Consider the following 16,844-nt stretch of genomic DNA (forward strand, 5'->3'; position numbering starts at 1 on the left):
CCGTGGCGGCCAAGAAGGAGGAGACCCGGGAGCTTGCGCATGCCGAGCACCGTATCAACTCCTCAGACAAGCTGACAACCTGACCACCTCTAGACTGTCCTCCATGATTCGCCGTCATCCGCTCGCCGAGCAGGCAGCCGAGGAGTTGCTGCGCCGGATCGGGAGCGGTGAATGGCCGCTCGGCGCCAAGCTTCCCGGTGAGACCACGCTGGCCGCGCAGCTCGGCGTCGGCCGGTCCACGATCCGCGAGGCCGTGCGCGAGCTGGCCGGCCGGCGGGTGCTGGAGAGCCGTCAGGGCGCGGGCGTGTTCGTGATCGCGCTACAGGCCGCCGAGGACTGGGACAAGGTGCTGCGGAAGGCCGACATCACCGACGTACTGGAAGGCCGGCTGGCGATCGAGACCGAGGGCGCCCGGCTGGCGGCGACCCGTCGTACGCCGGCGGACCTGAAGAACTTCCGCTACACGCTCGCGGACCGGCAGCGGGCCGCCGCGAAGGCGCCCGACGACTGGTACATCGAGGCCGATCTCGCGTTCCACCGCGCGGTGGTGACGGCCGCGCACAACGCCGTACTCACGGAGTTGTTCGACACGTTCGTGCCGCGGATCCGGCGGGCGATGATCGACATGCTCAAGCTCGACGAGGAGCACCGGCATCGCCACGACCAGGCCGCCCACGAGGCGATCGCGGACGCCATCCGCGCCAAGGACCCGGACCTGGCCGCAGCGCGCTCCCGAGAGCACCTCAGCGCAGTCCGCAGTTCAGTGAACTAGTCGCGGTGCTGTTCGTGGAGTGAGCGCAGCCAGGGGGCGAGGGCGTCCAGGTCCCCGACGTGGTCCTGCGGAATCGAGATCGGTCGGGTACGGCGGTCTGCCGGGTTGATCTGCACCGCGCGAGCCAGCGGCCAGCCGGCCGGCTCGTCGATGCTGGTGATGCCCGACCACCGCAGGCTGCGGCCCCGGGTCACGCCCTCGGCGTCCACCGTGATGACCGGGCGGTTCGTGATCAGCTGCCACGCGGTCCAGCCGGTCCCGTAGACGAACGCCGCGAGGGCTGTCAGCCGCAGTACGCCGAGAGCGCCCGAGATCCCGTCCGTGCGCAGATGCTCGACGTTGGTCCAGGCCGACAACAGCATCAGCAGACCGAACCCGGCCAGCCGTACCGCGAGCCTGCTGCGGCGCGGCCGGAAGTTCACGCTGCCGTTGGACTCCAGTTCGGAGGTCCACGTCTCGGCAGACACTCTCAAGAACCCCATTTCTCCGTGTGCTCGGCCGCGGTCGGCGGGTCGGCGCCGTGCCGCGTGCAGGTGATCGCCGCCGCCTTCACCGCGTAGTCCACGGCGTCCCGCAGGTCCTCGGCCGTGAGTCCGGCCAGCCGCCGCTCACCGAGCAACCCGCGCGCCAGCAGCCCCGCGATCAGCGCCGCCATCAGCGAGTCGCCGGCCCCCACGGTGTCGACCACCTCGATCGCCGGCGCCGGAACCTCTACCCGGACGCCCCGGCCGACGCCGAGCGCGCCGTGTCCCCCGCGTGTGATCACCACGCACTGCGTCCGGTCGGCGGTCAGCAGCTCCTCCGCGATGTCGTCGAGCGACACTCCGGGCCGGAAGAATTCGCAGTCCTCGTCGCTCAACTTCACCAGGTCCGCCCACGCGGCAAGCTCTCGAACCGCGGACCACGCCACCACCGGATCGGGGGTGATCGCCGGACGCGCGTTCGGGTCGAGCGTGACCGTCACCGGCTGGTCGGCCACTGACTTCAGGAACTCGCGGATCGCGGTCGCCCCGGGCTCGAGCATCATCGCGATCGACCCGGTATGGATCGCCGGGCAGCCCCGGGGCAGCGACAGCTCCGGCGGATCCCAGGTCATGTCGAACTTGTACGTCGCGACCCCGTCGGAATCCAGGGTCGCGGTGGCGGTGCTGGTCCGGAACCCCGGGTCCACCGTCCCGGGCGCGAGCTGGACGCCGTTCCCGAACAGGTGCGACCCGAGGAGGTCGCCGTACGGATCGGTGCCGAAACGGGCCACCAGTTCTGTCGGCACACCCATCCGGGCGAGGCCGACCGCGACGTTGGCGGCGAACCCGCCCGGGATCGCCTTGGCCTTGCCGTTGCCGTTGCGGGCCGTCTTCGCCGCCGGGCCGACGATGTCCACGAGAGCCTCGCCGATGACGAGGACAGGTGCACTCATCGGGCGTGCTCGAAGTCGATGGCGGAGTACGCGCGGAGCTTCTTCAGCTGGTGGACGCTCTCGATGGAGCGGATCGTGCCGCTGCGGGAGCGCATGACGAGCGAGTGGGTGCGGGCCGTGGAGCGGCCGTAGCGGACCCCGCGGAGCAGTTCGCCGTCGGTGATGCCGGTCGCGACGAAGAAGCAGTCGTCACCGCTCACCAGGTCGTCGGTGTCGAGCACCTGGTCCAGATCATGGCCGGCGTCGAGCGCCTTCTGCCGCTCCGCGTCGTCCCGCGGCCAGAGCTTGCCCTGGATCTTCCCGCCCAGGCACTTCATCGCACAGGCGGCGATGATGCCCTCCGGCGTACCGCCGATGCCGAGCAACATGTCCAGACCGGTGTCCGGGCGGGCAGCCTCGACCGCGCCCGCCACGTCGCCGTCGGAGATGAACTTGATCCGCGCGCCGGTGGCCCGGATCTGGGTGGCGAGCTCGTCGTGCCGCGGCCGGTCCAGCAGTACGACGGTGACGTCGTCGACCGAGCTGCCCTTCGCCTTCGCGACGCGGCGGATGTTCTCCGCGACCGGGAGCCGGATGTCGACCACCTCGGCCGCCTCCGGGCCGACGACGAGCTTCTCCATGTAGAAGACCGCGGACGGGTCGTACATCGCGTTCCGGGCGGAGACGGCCATCACCGCGATGCCGTTGTTCATGCCTTTCGCGACCAGCGTCGTACCGTCGACCGGGTCGACCGCGACGTCACACTCCGGGCCCTCGCCGGAGCCGACCTGCTCGCCGTTGTACAGCATCGGGGCGTTGTCCTTCTCGCCCTCGCCGATCACCACCACGCCGTCCATGCCGACGGTGCCGATCAGCGTCCGCATCGCGTTCACCGCCGCGCCGTCGGCGCCGTTCTTGTCGCCGCGGCCGACCCAGCGGCCCGCCGCCATCGCCGCGGCCTCGGTGACCCGGACCAGTTCGAGGGCGAGGTTCCGGTCGGGCGCGTGCGCATCGACCTCGAGATGGGCAGGTGGCGTGGTCGGGTCCGTCATGCCAACGGATCGTAGCCAACGGCCTTGGCCGCTGTTCGGGCGGATTGCACCTCGCGAGACACTGTGGTCATGAGTTCCACAGGTCAGGACGCTTCCGGCGACGCCGCCGCCCAGGAGAAGGCGGACGTGACGGCCCAGGAGAAGGCACAGGAGAGGGCCCAGGAGCGGGCGCGGGAGCGGGCGCAGGTTCAGGCGGAGGCGAACGAGTACCGGCAGGCGTACCGGCGGGACAAGCGCAAGTCGCAGACCGTCGGGAACATGGTGTTCGCGCTGGTGATCTGCCTGGCCGTGGTCGCGTTCCTGATCACCGTCACGTGGCGCCCGAAGAAGGAGGCGCAGCCCAACCCGGTCGAGTACACCGCCCAGTTGCAGGACGCCCGGAAGGCCGCCGCCTGGGTCCGCGGGCCGGAGCCGATGCCGTCCGGGTGGACCGCGACCAGCGTGGAATTCCGCGCCCCGCAGCAGGAGCCGATCACCTGGCATCTCGGCGTCGTGACGAACGAGAAGAAATACGTCGGCCTCGAGCAGTCCAATGTCACCGGCGGGAAATACGTCGCCGAGAAGCTCGGCCGGACCTCGGACGACGGTACGGCGTCGGTCGCCGGCGTGACCTGGCAACGCAAGGTGCTGCTCGACCGGAAGAACGAGAACGCCTTGCTGCTGGTGGGTTCCGGGGTGACGACGATCGTCGCCGGAAATGCCGGATATCCGGCGCTTGAAGCGTTCGCTTCGGTGCTGCGCTGACATTTGTGCTGACCTGCGGTCACCGCCGGACTGCCCATTTTCCGGTCAATTCCGACCACTTTCCGGACGGTCGTTGACACCTGCCCGCGGCTAGGGGTTCGATCGAGGCTCGGCTTGCGTACGCTCGGGGACCAGCAGAAGGGTCGTCGAATGGTCGCGCCGTCCCGGGCAGGGAGTTGACCGGCAAATGTTCATCACGGGGCTGTTGCTGGGCGCGGACAGTTCGCCGCATCTCGGCTCTCCTTGGCAGTTGCTGGACTATCGGGGCGGCACATTGCTCGGCGCCGCGCTGGAGAGCGCGCGGGAATGCTCGTTCGACCAGTTGGTCGTGACGCTCGGCAGCGCGTCGGAGCAGGTCCACGACCGGATCGATCTCGACGGGGTGCGGGTGGTCGAGTCGCCGCACTCCGACACCGGTAGTTCGTCGGTCGTGCCGGCCCTGGACGCGGTCGACCGGCGGGCCGACGGGATCGTCGTACTGCTCGGTGATCAGCCCGGGATCACGTCGGCCACCGTCTGGTCGCTGGTAGCCGAGGCCTCGACCCCGATCGGTGTCAGCCGGTACGACGACGGCGAGAGCTACCCGTGCTGGTTCGGCCGCGAGCTCTTCGGCGAACTCCGCGGCCTCCGCAGCGACGCCGACCTGTGGGACCCGATCCGCGAAGGCACCTACCCCGTCACCCGGGTAGATGCCATCGGCAACATCCCGCCCCGGGCCACCACCTGGTCCGCCTACCACCAGCTCCTGGCCGGCGACCCCGCCGCCCACGACCTCCCCCTGGGCACCCACCTCCCCACCGGCCCCCACGCCCGCCGACGCCGCACCCCCACCTGATCAAGACGGCGGCGTACGGCGGTCGACCGTCGCCGTGGAGGGGCACCGCACCTGCAGGGGGTCCGAACGGTGGTGTGCCGCGCGACGGTCGACCACGCAATCACCCAAGCACGCGCGTCGAGCGCCGCGGCATCCGTCGAACGGCAGAGTGTCAGCGCCCCGCGATGCCGGCCGCTCCCGGAGCAAGCGTGTGCCGGTCGATCCTGATCTACCGATCGACCGATGGTGTGCGGCGCCGCTCGGGCTGGATCCTGAGCAGGCTATGGCAGACAACGAAAACCAGGTCCGCATCCCGTTGCGCGACGAGCCCGACCGGCGTACTCCTCGAGCGGCGACGGTGCCGTACTCGCTCGTCGCGGCGATTCTCGGCATCGCCTACGCCACCGCTCATCTCATCTGGTCGCTGGCGGGCCTGCCTTCTTTCGTCCGGTCCGAGTCGTTGTTCGGCCCGGTGTGGCTCGGCGCGATCCCGGCAGCCGTCGCCGTCGCCGGCTACTTCTTCCTCCAGCACCGACGGACAGGCGTTCGGATGGTCGCGGTGTGCGCGACGAGCCTGGGATGCACTGCCCTCGGGGCTTACTGCCTCCTGCTCTGGCCCGGTCTCGCGCAGCTTCTGACGGTGCCGTTCGGTGAGCCGATCAGCAGTAGCGAGGTCGGGGCGATCGCTCTCCGAGGAATCGGTACGGCGAGCGCACTGGGCATGGCGACCGCAGTAGTCCCGGTCACCCGCGGCCTCCGACACGTCTGCGTGGACTGCGGTCGCAACCACGCCGTACCGGACGACGCCGAGGCGTGGCGGTGGGGTCGCGTCGGGGCATACTTCGCGCTCACCTGCTTCGCCATCCGGATGGTGCCGGCTGTGCACGACTGGATCGTGGACGGCGGCCGCGGCGATCCGGCAGGCTTCCCGGTGTTCGTGGCGCTGATGGTCGCGGCGGGAACCATTCTCCCGCTGGCGTTGACCCATCGTTGGGGAGAGTACTGGCCGCGGTGGCTCGGCCCGATCGCACGCCGCCCCGTGCCGCGCTGGATGCTTCTGGTCCCCGGCTGGATGATGAGCATCGGACTCGGGCTGTACTTCGGGATCGGGGGCCTCACCGCGCTTCTACTGGGCAAGACCGGCGGTGCGCTGGAGATCCTGGCCTACACCGGCTGGGGCGTCGGCCTCGCCGCAGCGTGTGCGGCGTATGCCCACCGGACCCGGCCTGCGTGTCCCACCCCGCTCATCGGCGAACCGTGACGCCGACGGCTGGGCCTCTGACCGAGGAGCTCGGGCTGCGCGTTCCGGGGAGACGGACAAGCTCCAGGCGTGGGGGCAGCCGCTCGAGGGCTGGTTAGCGGCAGTCGTTGGGATCGGCGATGCCGTGCTCCCATGCCCAGGCAGCGATGCCGACGCGGTTGCGGACCTTGAGCTTGGCGGCGATGTTGGCCAGGTGGGTCTTGACGGTCCCCGCCGAGATGAAGAGTTCCGCAGCGATCTCGCTGTTGGTCTGCCCTTGTGCGACATGCCGGGCGATCTCGGCTTCACGGGGGCTCAGCACCTCCGAGCCCGGTAGCCGGGCGGAGCCGGAGCGTTCGTTCAGATGGCTCAGCAGGCGGACGGTGACCTGCGGGCTGATCAGCATGTCACCACTCGCCGCGGCCCGGATGCTCTCGATCAGCAGTGCCGGCCCGGACCGTTTGAGGAGGAATCCGCAGGCGCCCAAGGTCAGCGCCTTCCCGACGTACTCGTCGAGGTCGAAGGTCGTTACCACGATGATCCGGATGCCGGCCGTCCGCGGATCGCCCAGCAGCCGCTCGGTCACCTCGAGGCCGTCCAGGCGGGGCATCCTGATGTCCATCAACATGACGTCAGGGCACAGGTGCCGCGCCACCTCCAGCGCCGCCGCGCCGTCGGCCGCCTCACCGGCCACCACGATGTCGGGTTGCGAGTCGAGGATCATCCGGAACGCGCTGCGGATGTCCGCCTGGTCGTCGGCGACCACCACGCGAATCTTGCCGTCAGCCACACGAACACCGGATCGGCGCGGTCATCTGTGCCTCGTCAGCACGAGCATCCGGTTCACTCCTCGCTGCAGCTCGTACGGGCCAGCCAACACCCCTCGCGCCCGGCGCGCCATCACCCGTACGGGGGATTTCTGCTCCGATCGTCAGCCCGAACCGGTTCGACCGTCAGGTGTCAGCGGCAACTCACAGTGCAGGATCCAGCCTCCGCTGTCGTCCGAGCGACCCTCGAGGCGGCCACCGAGATGCCGGACCCGTTCTCCGAGGGCGGCCAGGCCGGTTCCGCCGGTGGTTCGTCGCGTGAGCAGTGGCCGCCCACGCCCCGGCCGATCGTTCGCCACGTCGATCCGGAGCAGATCGGCCGGACCCGGTTCGACGGTGACCCTGACCAGCCGGGCGCTCGCGGCGTGACGCCGTACGTTGGTCAGGCCCTCGATGATGACGCGGGTCGCGGCCAACTGGACCTCAGGGGCGAGTCTGCTCAGCACCGACTCGTCCGCAGCCAGGATCACCGACCGGTCGGGGCTCTCGCGCCGGAAGCTGTCGACGACGGCGGACAGCCCTTTCGGCCCGACCGCGCGGACACCGAGCTCTGGGTCCGCGTCGTCGCGCAGCATGTCCAGGATCGTGTCCATCGCGGTCAGCGCTTCCTGGCCCGTCGTCTCGATCCGCTCCAGCGCGGTTCGCATCGCGGCCGGATCGTCCGCCGCCGCGAAGCGAGCCGCCTGTGCCTGCGCGACCATCCCGGTGACGTCGTGGGCGATGTAGTCGTGCAAGGCGTGCGCCAGTTGCAGTCGTTGGCTGTTCCGCGCCGAGGTCACGGACTGCCGGAGCTTGGCCGCGGCCAGCCGGGGATAGCTGCCCGCGATCATCGCGACGACCGCACCCAGAGACCACATGAACGCCCCGCCGACAGTGGTCAGCAGGTCGGCCTTCGGCATGAACCGCAGAATCCAGACCGTCTCGGCGGCAGCCAGCGCGGTCGACACCAGTACGGCGGTCAGCGGCCGCGCCCACCGAGCCACCAGACCGAGAAGCACCAGGAGTCCAGCCACCTCGACCGCCGCGATTCCGGCCTCTCCAGGCCGCGGTCCGTACGTCGCGAGGATCCACCCGGACGCGACCAAGGACGTCACGGCCGCGAGCGCCCCGGGCCATGCGATCCAGGTGCGTGCCGCGGGCCAACTCACGACGACGGCGAGGGCAAGACATCCGGCAACGGCTGTTGGAGCAGCGTTCGCGAAGCCGAGTTCGGGCGTCAGCAGCCAGGCGACCGGCGCCGCCGCTCCAGCGACTACGATCCCCAGAACCCGGCGTACCCGCATAGCTGCCAAGGTACGCCGAACCCGGGCTCCGGGTCCGGACCGTTCGCCCGACGATCAGCCGAACGGGTGATATCAGGAGAGCCCGGCGTTTGGTTCACTGATGCGCGGCCGATCGATCGCACCGGCCCCGGCACGGAAGGAGCTCCCCGCAGATGGACAAGACGCCACGGAGCGTGGCGAGCGTCCTGCTCGGAGGGATCCTCGTTTCCGTGCTCGCTGCCGGTGCGGCGCTCCTGGCTGTGGCCCTGAACGGCCCGTGGCCGGTGGCGGTCTGCGTGGCGGGTGTCACCGTGCTGGCGTTACCTGCGCTGGTGACCGTCCTTCGCGGCCGGCGAGCGCGAATCCGCAACGCGCGGTACCGGCGTCCGGTGATGACGTCCGCGGTCGGGCTGCTTGTCAGTCTGACCTGGATCTGGCCGCACTCGGCCACGGTGACGCCGCCGACCGTCCCGGGCTCGACGATCCTCACATCGGCTGATGGAACCCGGCTGACTCTGCACGTGACCCGGGCGCCGTCGGCGACGAAGCCCCCTCTGGTCGTCGTGCACGGTGGTCCCGGTGTCTCCGATCTCAGTCACGACGTCGCGGCGCTGGCCGGCCTCGCGACCGATCGCGACGTGTACGTCTACGACCAGCTTGGCAGCGGAAGCTCCAGCCGGCTCGACGATCCCCTCGGCTACACCGACCGTCGCGCGCTCGACGACCTCGAGCGGGTTGTCGCGGAGACCCGGGCGCCGAAGGTGACACTGCTCGGTCATTCCTGGGGCGCCCGGATCGTCACGAAGTACGCCGTCGCGCACCCGGACCGGCTGTCCGCGGTGATTCTCAGCGCTCCAGGGTTCCCGGCGGGCACGAGTCCGGGCCCGCAGAAGATCGGTGATCCCGGCCGGCGCCTCGACACCGCGCAACGCCTGCGTCTCTACGGTTACCTGATGCGACCGCGGAACCTCTTCACGTACGCACTCAGCAGCATCGACCTGCGGGTGGCGCACGACACCGCCGGTGACCGGGAGATGGATGCCCGCTTCTCGGACATCTACCAGCGCACGACGCCTGGACTTTTCTGTGACCCGCACCTCGCGGACCGTCTCGGGGTGACAGGCGTCGGGTACTACGCCCACCAGGCGCTCGCCGCGGACACGTCGCCACTGGCCGATGGGACCGTCCCGGCGCGAATATCGGCACCGACCCTCATCATCAAGCCTGCCTGCGACTACCTGCCGTGGAGCGCCGTCACCGAGAACGCCGGTCTTGCCCCGCGGGCGCAGGTGGTCGTCCTCCCGGACACCGGGCACCAGGCCTACATCGAGAAGCCCGACGCGTACGCCGAACTCGTCGCCGCGTTCCTGAACCATCGGCCGCTCCCGTTCCCGGTCGTGGGGGCCGCCGACCCGCCCACGTCGTACCGCGGTGTGCGCTGAAGCGAAGCTCCCCCCTTCGGCAGATACCCGCCCCCCGGCGGCCGCTGGTTGGCTGATGTACATCATGAGGAATCCCATCTCCGCATCGGTCGGCAGTAGGCCGGCCTGGCGACCCGCTGCTCTCCTGGCCACTGTCTGCGCGGCTGCCATCGGGACGCTGTGGCTGAGCCGTCCCGACCTGTATCCCTTCGGCTCCCAGGACCGCGTCACGGTCTCCGTGACCCACCGCATCGAACACTCGACGGCCGGTACCCTGCTCGTCGTCTCCGCGATGCTCGGAGCACTCGCCCTCGCCGGTGCATCGATCCGGAGGACGCCGCTCGCCGACCGATTGGCCCTCGTCGCCGCGCTGGTACAGACGTTGTTCTTCGGGCTCGTCATGACCGACGCCTCCGTCATGAGTCTGCTCGGATACGCCGTCGCCTTCGCCGGACCGGCCATCGTGGTCACGGCCGTGATCGCCGCCTGCCTCCGCCGTAATGTCGCCGGCTACCTGATCGCCGGCACAGCCGTTGCCGTCGGCATCATCGGCGTGACGACCGGTCTCATCGAGCCCGAGGTGGTGACGACCTTCTGGTCCAACGTGTCGCACAGCTTCGAGTCGTTCGGCACCCGTCTGGGCTGGAGTGTGCTGATGGCCGGCATGGCTGTGACCTGGGGATGGGCCACCGCGCGGCTGGTCGGCTGGAGTCGCTGGTCGCAGTCGCAGGTCTTCACCAGCCCGGCCAAGATTCGCCGATGGGGCCGGGCTGTCACCTTTGCCGCCGCCCTCTGTCCCCTGCCGTACGCCGGTCTGCGGCTGCTGTGGCTGACGCCGTGGCCTGTCGATCTGCGCGCCGACATGGACCGCCCGGAGGTCAGGATGCAGGGCGCCTTCCTGGGCGTCGCCGCTCTGGTCGGCTGCACTCTGACGTTAGGACTGATCAGCCGATGGGGTGAGGTCTTCCCACGGTGGCTGCCGTTCCTCGGCGGGAGGGCCGTGCCGCCCGCCCTGGCCGTGGTCCCGGGAGGCCTGGTCGCCGCCGCAGCCACGATGGCCGGCCCCGGTCTGTTGCTGTCCGGCATCGAGAGCAACGGGGCCGGCCACGGCGTCGCGGGCGTCGCGCTGACTGTCCTGATCTTTCCCTTTCCGATCTGGGGTCCGCTGCTGGGCGCCGCCGTGCTCGCCTACCATCTGCGTCGGCGCGCGGACTCCGGCCGCGTCCGGCCCGTCGTCAGTCCGCGCCGGCCAGGCGGAGCCCCACTACGCCTGTGACAATCAAAGCGATGCAGGCGAGGCGGATCGGGGTGATCGGCTCGTCGAACAGGATGATTCCGAGGATGACCACGCCCACCGAGCCGATGCCGGTCCAGATTGCGTACGCCGTACCGACCGGGAGGCGATCGAGTGTCTTTGCGAGCAGGGCGACCGAGATCACCCCGAACACCAGTACGCCGAGCGTCGGCCACAGCCGGCTGAAGCCTTCGCTCGGTTTCAGGCTGAGCGCGAACGCGATCTCGAACGCCGCCGCGGCGAGCAGGATGAGCCATGCCATCAGGCCGCCAGTGCTCCTCTCAGGTGCCGGTGCGTGACGGTCGCGACCCGCGCGCCGAGCGCGGCGGCGGTCCGCAGGTCGGTGGCCGGCGGCGCCTTCTCCGCGGACAGGTCAGCGTCGGACTGCGCCATCGCGCCGAGCCAGCTGCCGAGCCGGTTGAGGTCCTCGATGCTCGCCGTACTGTCCGCCCAGCCCGGGTAGATGTCCAGGCCGACCCAGATCATCCCGTGCTGCGCGGCGAACACGGCCAGGTCGACCAGGCTGTTCAGCTTGTCGCCGGACATCGCCTTCGAGTTGGTGAACCCGGCGGCGATCTTGTCCCGCCAGCCGAGGTCGGCCGCCCAGATCCGCACGCTCTCCTCAGCGAACTTCTTGAACACCCAACTCGGGCTCCCCATGTACGTCGGTGCGCCGAAGATGATCGCGTCGGCGGCGGTCAGCCGCTCCCACACGTCCTCGGTCAGCTCGTCCAGCGGCACCAGATCGGTCGTCGTCTCCGGTACCGACGCGGCGCCCGCGGCCACGGCCTCGGCTTGCTTCGCGGTGTGCCCGTAGCCCGAGTGGTAGGCGATCGCGATCCGAGCGTTGCTCATGTCTTTCTTCCTCCAGAGTCTTTAGCGGACTACAGTCCGTCTTATGAACGACAGTACCGGACCGCGGTCCGCTTTACAACGGAATCTTCCGGTCGTGGGGGAGCCGCGGCCGGAGCGGGCGGATGCGCGACGCAATCGGCTCCGGGTGCTGGAAGCTGCCGAGCGGCTGTTCACCGAGCGCGGCGTGAAGAACGTGTCGCTGGATGCGATCGCCGCGGAGGCGGGTGTGGGGAAGGGGACCGTGTTCCGGCGGTTCGGCGATCGGGCCGGCCTGGCGGTCGCGCTGCTCGACGAGCGTGAGCAGGAACTGCAGGCGAAGATCATCGGCGGGCCGCCGCCGCTCGGGCCGGGCGCGCCGCCCGACGTACGGGTGCTGGCGTTCCTTGACGCGTACCTCGACCTACTCGATCGGCACGTCGCGCTGTTCATGGACAGCGAGAACGCCTCGGACGGCGCGCGCTACCGCATCGGCTCGTATCACCTCTGGCACCGCCACCTGTCCCACCTGATCGAAGCCGCGCGCCCCGATCTGGACGCGGATTACACGGCCCACGTGCTACTAGCGCCGCTGGCAGCCGACCTGCACAACGCCCTCCGCGAACAGGGCTACGACCTCAACCGCATGAAATCCGGCCTCCGAGCAGTAGCCACAAGCCTCCTGACCGCGTAACCCGATGCACGGGTTGTGCAGAAGAACGGGTAGTGCACCGGCGAGACGCCGTACGCGCGGAGCTCTCCACGCTCAGGTGCACTAGGGCAGGCGCCACTACCTCCTGTTCTTACGTACACCTGCGGCGCTGTCCGGTCAGGGTGTCGGCTTTGCGGGACCCTCACGCCAGGGGTGCGGTCAGCCTGATTTCGGGGAGGTTGCCGAGCGAGGAGTGGGTGCGGTCGGGCGTTTCGGTGAAGCCGTAGCGCGTGTAGAAGCCGCGCGCGCGGATGTTTGCCTCGAGCACCCAAAGGCGGACTGTGGTGCAGCCGGCGTCGCGGAGGTCGGTGCAGGCGGCGTCGGTCAGGGCGCGGCCGGCGCCGGTTCCCCAGTGGGCGGGGTGGACGAAGAGCGCGTACAGCTCGCCCGCGTTCGGTGGTGCTTCGGCGTCACGCTCCGGGCCTACCCCGGCGTACCCGATCACGTGCTCACCCGCGATTGCGACGTACAGACGGGACCGTCCGGCTGCGATGCTGTCCGCCCAGGAGGTGGCGATCGAGGCCGGGTCCATGGAGTCCAGGAAGTCCTGCGGGACGAGGCCGGTGAACGCAGCTCGCCAGCTGGCGACCCGGGCTTCGGCGGCCCCGAGCAGATCCTCCGGCCGCGCCGCTCGAATCGCGAGGCCGCCGGGCGGGGCGAGCGGCCCGGACGTCCCAGGCGGCCCGGGCTGGACGGGCGGCGGGGGCATCGGTTCCGCGGTGGTCAGTTGGGCTTTTCCTCGTGGGCGGCCTGGGCCTTGGCGAGGCGTTCGCGGGCGCCGTCGAGCCAGCGTTGGCAGGTGCCGGCGAGTTCTTCGCCGCGTTCCCACAGGGCGAGGGATTCCTCGAGGCTGGTGCCGCCGGCCTCGAGTTTGCGGACCACGTCGACGAGCTCCTCGCGGGCCTGCTCGTAGGTCATCTCGGGTCGGTCGCCGCTCACTTGTCCTCCTCGGACTTGACTTCGACCGCGAAGCGGCCGTCACTGACCCGCGCCTGCAGCAGGTTACCCGGCGCCACCTGCGCCACTTCCCGTACGGCGGTGCCGTCGGCCAACTGGAGTACGGAGTACCCGCGCTCGAGCGTCGCCTTCGGGGACAACGCCCGTACGCTCGCCAACCGGTGCGCGAGGTCGTCGCTCGCCCGGTCGAGCCGATGCGTGAGCGTCCGCCGGCTGCGCTCGACCAGCGCCGTGATCTCGTCGGACCGCCGCTGCAGGTCCGACACCGGCGCCGCCAAGGCCGGCCGCGAACGGATCGCCGCCAGCGCGTGCGCCTCGCGATCCAGCCAGGACCGGATCGCCCGCAGGCCGCGCTCGCGCAACTGCCGCACGCCGTCCAGCTCTTCGCGAACGTCCGGCACGATCCGCTTCGCCGCGTCGGTCGGTGTCGACGCCCGGAGGTCCGCGACCAGGTCGAGCAGCGGCGAGTCCGGCTCGTGCCCGATCGCGCTCACCACCGGCGTACCCGTCTTCGACACCGCCCGGATCAGGCCCTCGTCGGAGAACGGCAGCAGATCCTCCAGCGACCCGCCGCCGCGCGCGATCACGATCACCTCGACCGTGTCGTCGGCGTCCAGCTTCCGCAGCGCGGTCATCACCTCACCGGCCGCCGACGGGCCCTGCACCGACGCGTACTCGATCCGGAACGCGACCGCCGGCCAGCGCCGCTTCGCGTTCTCGAGTACGTCGCGCTCGGCCGCGGAGTCGCGTCCGCAGATCAGCCCGATCGTGTGCGGGAGGAACGGCAACTTCTTCTTCCGGTACGGCTCGAAGAGGCCCTCGGCCGCGAGCAGCTGCTTCAGCCGCTCGATCCGGGCCAGCAGCTCGCCGATCCCGACGTGGCGGATCTCGTTGACCGCGAGCGCGAGCGTGCCGCGGCGGGCGAAGAAGTTCGGCTTGGCGTGCACCAGCACCCGCGAGCCGTCGCGGACCTCGACCGCCTCGAACACCCGCCGATTGCACGTGAACCGCAACGAGATGTCCGCGTCCGTGTCGCGTAGGGTCCCGAAGACCGTCGTCGTACCGCGTCCGATCGAGACGTCCGTCAGTTGCCCCTCGACCCACACGGCACCGAGCTGGTTGATCCAGCTCGCGATCCCGTTCGCGATCGTCCGCACGGCCGCAGGCGCTTCCGGCGAGGTCTCCAAAGCCACGCCCCAGACCCTACGACCCCACACCGACATTCCCTAACGTTGAGTAATGCAAGTGCTCCTGCTGCCGCTGCTCGGGCTGTCTGAGCTGCCGACGATCCTTTGGCCGGATCGCGCGCCGGTACGGCGGGGTTCTTGGAAAGCGCCGTACGTCGCGGACTGGGTCGGGGATCGCCCGTTCGCATGGGTGGACGACGAGGTGGGGGAGGCCGAGCGGACCCGGTTCCCCGGTGCGCATCAGCTGATTCATCCGGTCGACGCGCGGGTCGGTCTCACCGCCGCGGATTTCGGGACGCTGCGGGCGTGGGCGTCCGGAAAACCCTTTGCGCACAAGGCGTTTCCGGGCGATTCTTGACGTGCTGGTAACACCTCCCACGGAGGAGCCGTCCGGACAGGGCGGGCGGCTCCCCGATGTGCGTTCGCCGTGACATGGCTCACGGCGCTGGATCCGGGCGTGTCCACGGCGGCCCGTACCATGGGGACCGTGACCTCTCAGCCTGACGACACCGGTGCGACGACCGCGACGAAGACGAAGCGGGTGCTGCTTGCGGCGCCCCGTGGGTACTGCGCGGGTGTCGACCGGGCCGTGGTGGCGGTCGAGAAGGCGCTCGACCTGTACGGGCCGCCGGTGTACGTGCGCAAGGAGATCGTGCACAACAAGTACGTCGTACAGACGCTGCAGAAGCGTGGTGCGATCTTCGTCGACGAGACCGACGAAGTACCCGAGGGCGAGACGGTCATCTTCTCCGCGCACGGCGTCGCCCCGGTGGTGCACGAGGAGGCGGCCGCGCGGCAACTGAAGACCATCGACGCGACCTGCCCGCTGGTCACCAAGGTGCACCACGAAGCGAAGCGGTTCGCCGCGACCGACTACGACATCCTCCTGATCGGCCACGAGGGCCACGAAGAGGTCGTCGGCACCTCCGGCGAAGCCCCGGAGCACGTCACGCTCGTCGACGGTCCGGACGACGTACCGAACGTCACCGTCCGCGACCCCGAAAAGGTCGTCTGGCTGTCCCAGACCACGCTGTCGGTCGACGAGACGATGGAGACGGTACGGCGGCTGCGCGAGCGGTTCCCGCACCTGCAGGACCCGCCGAGCGACGACATCTGCTACGCCACCCAGAACCGCCAGGCCGCGGTCAAGAAGCTTGCCCCGGAAGCGGACCTGATGCTCGTGGTCGGCTCCCGGAACTCGTCGAACTCGGTGCGCCTGGTCGAGGTCGCGATCGAGCACGGCGCGAAGGCCGGCTACCTGGTCGACTACGCCGACGAGATCGACGAAGCCTGGCTGGACGGCGTCGAGTCGGTCGGTGTCAGCAGTGGCGCGAGTGTGCCGGAGGTGCTGGTCCGCGACGTCCTGCGCTGGCTGGCCGAGCGCGGGTACGGCGACGTCCAGGAGGTCACGACCGCGGAGGAGAGCCTGACGTTCGCCCTCCCGCGCGACCTCCGCACCGATCTGAAGGCAGCCGGCCTCCCCACCACCGGCACCTCCGACCACGCCTGGACTATTTGACCGTCACCTTCACGGTCTTGGTGGTCGTGAACGCGCTGTTCTTGGCGTTGCAGTACCGCACTTCATAGCGCAGTGTGTACGTGCCCGGCTGCGCGTAGGTGTGCGTCTCGATCGAGTACGTCTCGCGACCGGTCTTCCGCGTCGTTCCCCCACACCCCGCCGAACCGCCGTCCGAACCGCCCTGCGCGCCGTCGCCCCAGTAGTAGTTCGTTCCGCCGGAGAGGTTGAGGAACGACGTGTCGGCGGGCAGGTTCTTTCCGTCGACCGTGGGAACGATGACGGTGCCCGAGACCGTCACCTTCACCGAGACCGTGCGGCCGGTGATGGTGGGCTTGAGAACCACGTCGACCTGGATCGGGTGCGCCGGCGGCTGAACCGGCGGCGGCGTCTTGGTGGTGGCGGACCCGGTGGTCGTCGTACCGGTCGGCCGCTCGGAGCCTGTGGGTGTGCCCGGCGTACCGGTCGTCGTCGTATGCGTGCTCCCGGTCGTGGTCGAGCCGGTCGTCGTACCGGTCGTGGTCGAACCGGTCGTGGTCGGTGCGGTCGTCGACGGCGTGCCGGTCGGTGGGCCGGTGACGATCGTGACGGGTGCGCTCGGGGTGTTGGTGATCGGCGGACCGCTGTTGACGTCCGCGAGGTTGCCAGCGGCAACAGCGACGGCGACCACCGCGGCCGCGGCCAGGGTCAGTGCGCCGGCCGTACGACGGCGCCGGGCGGTCCGGACCCGGGCGAACACGGACTCGCTCGGCATCGCGGTGGGCGGCGGCGGGTCGGCGACCAGTCGCTCGAACTGCTGCTTGAGATCGTCGGTCATTG

The 16,844-nt window shown here is 70.0% G+C and carries 20 protein-coding genes; 9 read left to right on the forward strand and 11 right to left on the reverse strand.

The features are described from left to right. Positions 1 to 103: 103 nt before the first annotated feature. Positions 104 to 772, forward strand: a complete 669-nt coding sequence (locus EV651_RS06775; protein WP_238156705.1) for a FadR/GntR family transcriptional regulator — start codon at positions 104 to 106, stop codon at positions 770 to 772. Here EV651_RS06775 and EV651_RS06780 read toward each other — a convergent pair. The 3 genes from EV651_RS06780 to glpX are packed head-to-tail and all read right to left on the reverse strand — an operon-like array spanning position 769 to position 3,220. Next, the gene (locus EV651_RS06780; RefSeq protein WP_133783097.1) at positions 769 to 1,239 is read right to left on the reverse strand and encodes a hypothetical protein; all 471 of its coding nucleotides are present in this window, start codon (positions 1,237 to 1,239) and stop codon (positions 769 to 771) included. The genes EV651_RS06775 and EV651_RS06780 overlap by 4 nt on opposite strands. A gap of 2 nt (positions 1,240 to 1,241) precedes the next feature. Further along, complete coding sequence (locus EV651_RS06785; protein WP_133783099.1) at positions 1,242 to 2,189, reverse strand: carbohydrate kinase; 948 nt, start codon at positions 2,187 to 2,189, stop codon at positions 1,242 to 1,244. Then, the gene (glpX, locus tag EV651_RS06790) at positions 2,186 to 3,220 is read right to left on the reverse strand and encodes a class II fructose-bisphosphatase (protein WP_133783101.1); all 1,035 of its coding nucleotides are present in this window, start codon (positions 3,218 to 3,220) and stop codon (positions 2,186 to 2,188) included. Before glpX ends, EV651_RS06785 begins: the two co-directional genes overlap by 4 nt. A gap of 69 nt (positions 3,221 to 3,289) precedes the next feature. Here glpX and EV651_RS06795 point away from each other — a divergent pair, with 69 nt between their 5' ends. From EV651_RS06795 to EV651_RS06805, 3 genes are all read left to right on the forward strand, one after another. Further along, the gene (locus EV651_RS06795; protein WP_133783103.1) at positions 3,290 to 3,964 is read left to right on the forward strand and encodes a DUF4245 domain-containing protein; all 675 of its coding nucleotides are present in this window, start codon (positions 3,290 to 3,292) and stop codon (positions 3,962 to 3,964) included. A 187-nt stretch (positions 3,965 to 4,151) separates the two neighbouring features. Further along, positions 4,152 to 4,799, forward strand: a complete 648-nt coding sequence (locus EV651_RS42240) for an NTP transferase domain-containing protein (RefSeq protein WP_133783105.1) — start codon at positions 4,152 to 4,154, stop codon at positions 4,797 to 4,799. 262 nt (positions 4,800 to 5,061) lie between these two features. Further along, entirely contained in the window at positions 5,062 to 6,039 is a 978-nt protein-coding gene (locus EV651_RS06805) for a hypothetical protein (protein ID WP_133783107.1), read from the forward strand. 94 nt (positions 6,040 to 6,133) lie between these two features. Here the strand turns inward: EV651_RS06805 and EV651_RS06810 are convergent, their stop codons facing one another. Together EV651_RS06810 and EV651_RS06815 are read right to left on the reverse strand one after the other, a co-directional pair. Further along, the gene (locus tag EV651_RS06810) at positions 6,134 to 6,808 is read right to left on the reverse strand and encodes a response regulator transcription factor (protein WP_202870190.1); all 675 of its coding nucleotides are present in this window, start codon (positions 6,806 to 6,808) and stop codon (positions 6,134 to 6,136) included. A gap of 141 nt (positions 6,809 to 6,949) precedes the next feature. Then, a complete protein-coding gene (locus tag EV651_RS06815) occupies positions 6,950 to 8,128 on the reverse strand; it encodes a sensor histidine kinase (protein ID WP_133783109.1) in 1,179 nt (392 codons plus the stop codon). 152 nt (positions 8,129 to 8,280) lie between these two features. Here EV651_RS06815 and EV651_RS06820 point away from each other — a divergent pair, with 152 nt between their 5' ends. Then, positions 8,281 to 9,549, forward strand: a complete 1,269-nt coding sequence (locus tag EV651_RS06820; protein WP_133783111.1) for an alpha/beta hydrolase — start codon at positions 8,281 to 8,283, stop codon at positions 9,547 to 9,549. A 64-nt stretch (positions 9,550 to 9,613) separates the two neighbouring features. After that, positions 9,614 to 10,804 carry a hypothetical protein gene (locus tag EV651_RS06825; protein ID WP_133783113.1) on the forward strand — a complete coding sequence of 397 codons (1,191 nt, stop codon included), beginning with the start codon at positions 9,614 to 9,616 and terminating at the stop codon, positions 10,802 to 10,804. Here the strand turns inward: EV651_RS06825 and EV651_RS06830 are convergent. After that, positions 10,764 to 11,084, reverse strand: a complete 321-nt coding sequence (locus tag EV651_RS06830; RefSeq protein ID WP_133783115.1) for a multidrug efflux SMR transporter — start codon at positions 11,082 to 11,084, stop codon at positions 10,764 to 10,766. The genes EV651_RS06825 and EV651_RS06830 overlap by 41 nt on opposite strands. Next, complete coding sequence (locus EV651_RS06835) at positions 11,084 to 11,677, reverse strand: flavodoxin family protein (protein WP_133783117.1); 594 nt, start codon at positions 11,675 to 11,677, stop codon at positions 11,084 to 11,086. Before EV651_RS06835 ends, EV651_RS06830 begins: the two co-directional genes overlap by 1 nt. Positions 11,678 to 11,720: 43 nt before the next feature. Between EV651_RS06835 and EV651_RS06840 the strand changes: the two genes are divergently transcribed. Further along, entirely contained in the window at positions 11,721 to 12,347 is a 627-nt protein-coding gene (locus tag EV651_RS06840) for a TetR/AcrR family transcriptional regulator (RefSeq protein WP_133783119.1), read from the forward strand. 160 nt (positions 12,348 to 12,507) lie between these two features. Here the strand turns inward: EV651_RS06840 and EV651_RS06845 are convergent, their stop codons facing one another. Genes EV651_RS06845 through xseA form a run of 3 tightly spaced genes read right to left on the reverse strand, consistent with a single transcriptional unit; the run spans position 12,508 to position 14,515 of the window. After that, positions 12,508 to 13,074 (reverse strand): GNAT family N-acetyltransferase, encoded by a 567-nt coding sequence (locus EV651_RS06845; protein ID WP_133783121.1) that lies wholly within the window; start codon positions 13,072 to 13,074, stop codon positions 12,508 to 12,510. Positions 13,075 to 13,088: 14 nt separating this feature from the next. Then, a complete protein-coding gene (locus EV651_RS06850) occupies positions 13,089 to 13,283 on the reverse strand; it encodes an exodeoxyribonuclease VII small subunit (protein ID WP_133783368.1) in 195 nt (64 codons plus the stop codon). A gap of 17 nt (positions 13,284 to 13,300) precedes the next feature. Then, complete coding sequence (gene xseA / locus EV651_RS06855; protein ID WP_133783123.1) at positions 13,301 to 14,515, reverse strand: exodeoxyribonuclease VII large subunit; 1,215 nt, start codon at positions 14,513 to 14,515, stop codon at positions 13,301 to 13,303. 46 nt (positions 14,516 to 14,561) lie between these two features. Here xseA and EV651_RS06860 point away from each other — a divergent pair, with 46 nt between their 5' ends. Together EV651_RS06860 and EV651_RS06865 are read left to right on the forward strand one after the other, a co-directional pair. Further along, on the forward strand, positions 14,562 to 14,867 hold the full coding sequence (locus EV651_RS06860; RefSeq protein ID WP_133783125.1) for a hypothetical protein: 306 nt from the start codon (positions 14,562 to 14,564) through the stop codon (positions 14,865 to 14,867). Between the two features lie 120 nt (positions 14,868 to 14,987). Beyond that, on the forward strand, positions 14,988 to 16,028 hold the full coding sequence (locus EV651_RS06865) for a 4-hydroxy-3-methylbut-2-enyl diphosphate reductase (RefSeq protein WP_133783370.1): 1,041 nt from the start codon (positions 14,988 to 14,990) through the stop codon (positions 16,026 to 16,028). On the opposite strand, the gene EV651_RS06870 is transcribed toward EV651_RS06865, so the two are convergent. Next, positions 16,021 to 16,842: a hypothetical protein gene (locus EV651_RS06870; protein WP_133783127.1), complete on the reverse strand. Its 822-nt coding sequence runs from the start codon at positions 16,840 to 16,842 to the stop codon at positions 16,021 to 16,023. The two genes, EV651_RS06865 and EV651_RS06870, sit on opposite strands and share 8 nt — an antisense overlap. Between the last annotated feature and the right edge of the window lie 2 nt (positions 16,843 to 16,844).

The organism is Kribbella sp. VKM Ac-2571 (genome assembly GCF_004362255.1).
Lineage (GTDB): Bacteria > Actinomycetota > Actinomycetes > Propionibacteriales > Kribbellaceae > Kribbella > Kribbella pratensis.

What these genes read in the sequence shown, in the direction of transcription:
- EV651_RS06845 (WP_133783121.1), bottom strand. Translation starts at nt 13,074, where the DNA reads ATGCCCCCGCCGCCCGTCCAGCCCGGGCCGCCTGGGACGTCCGGGCCG.
- EV651_RS06865 (WP_133783370.1), top strand. Translation starts at nt 14,988, where the DNA reads ATGGGGACCGTGACCTCTCAGCCTGACGACACCGGTGCGACGACCGCG.
- EV651_RS06795 (WP_133783103.1), top strand. Translation starts at nt 3,290, where the DNA reads ATGAGTTCCACAGGTCAGGACGCTTCCGGCGACGCCGCCGCCCAGGAG.
- EV651_RS06785 (WP_133783099.1), bottom strand. Translation starts at nt 2,189, where the DNA reads ATGAGTGCACCTGTCCTCGTCATCGGCGAGGCTCTCGTGGACATCGTC.
- EV651_RS06775 (WP_238156705.1), top strand. Translation starts at nt 104, where the DNA reads ATGATTCGCCGTCATCCGCTCGCCGAGCAGGCAGCCGAGGAGTTGCTG.
- EV651_RS06825 (WP_133783113.1), top strand. Translation starts at nt 9,614, where the DNA reads ATGAGGAATCCCATCTCCGCATCGGTCGGCAGTAGGCCGGCCTGGCGA.
- EV651_RS06820 (WP_133783111.1), top strand. Translation starts at nt 8,281, where the DNA reads ATGGACAAGACGCCACGGAGCGTGGCGAGCGTCCTGCTCGGAGGGATC.
- EV651_RS42240 (WP_133783105.1), top strand. Translation starts at nt 4,152, where the DNA reads ATGTTCATCACGGGGCTGTTGCTGGGCGCGGACAGTTCGCCGCATCTC.
- EV651_RS06815 (WP_133783109.1), bottom strand. Translation starts at nt 8,128, where the DNA reads ATGCGGGTACGCCGGGTTCTGGGGATCGTAGTCGCTGGAGCGGCGGCG.
- EV651_RS06835 (WP_133783117.1), bottom strand. Translation starts at nt 11,677, where the DNA reads ATGAGCAACGCTCGGATCGCGATCGCCTACCACTCGGGCTACGGGCAC.
- EV651_RS06805 (WP_133783107.1), top strand. Translation starts at nt 5,062, where the DNA reads ATGGCAGACAACGAAAACCAGGTCCGCATCCCGTTGCGCGACGAGCCC.
- EV651_RS06850 (WP_133783368.1), bottom strand. Translation starts at nt 13,283, where the DNA reads ATGACCTACGAGCAGGCCCGCGAGGAGCTCGTCGACGTGGTCCGCAAA.
- glpX (WP_133783101.1), bottom strand. Translation starts at nt 3,220, where the DNA reads ATGACGGACCCGACCACGCCACCTGCCCATCTCGAGGTCGATGCGCAC.
- EV651_RS06870 (WP_133783127.1), bottom strand. Translation starts at nt 16,842, where the DNA reads ATGACCGACGATCTCAAGCAGCAGTTCGAGCGACTGGTCGCCGACCCG.
- EV651_RS06830 (WP_133783115.1), bottom strand. Translation starts at nt 11,084, where the DNA reads ATGGCATGGCTCATCCTGCTCGCCGCGGCGGCGTTCGAGATCGCGTTC.
- EV651_RS06840 (WP_133783119.1), top strand. Translation starts at nt 11,721, where the DNA reads ATGAACGACAGTACCGGACCGCGGTCCGCTTTACAACGGAATCTTCCG.
- EV651_RS06860 (WP_133783125.1), top strand. Translation starts at nt 14,562, where the DNA reads ATGCAAGTGCTCCTGCTGCCGCTGCTCGGGCTGTCTGAGCTGCCGACG.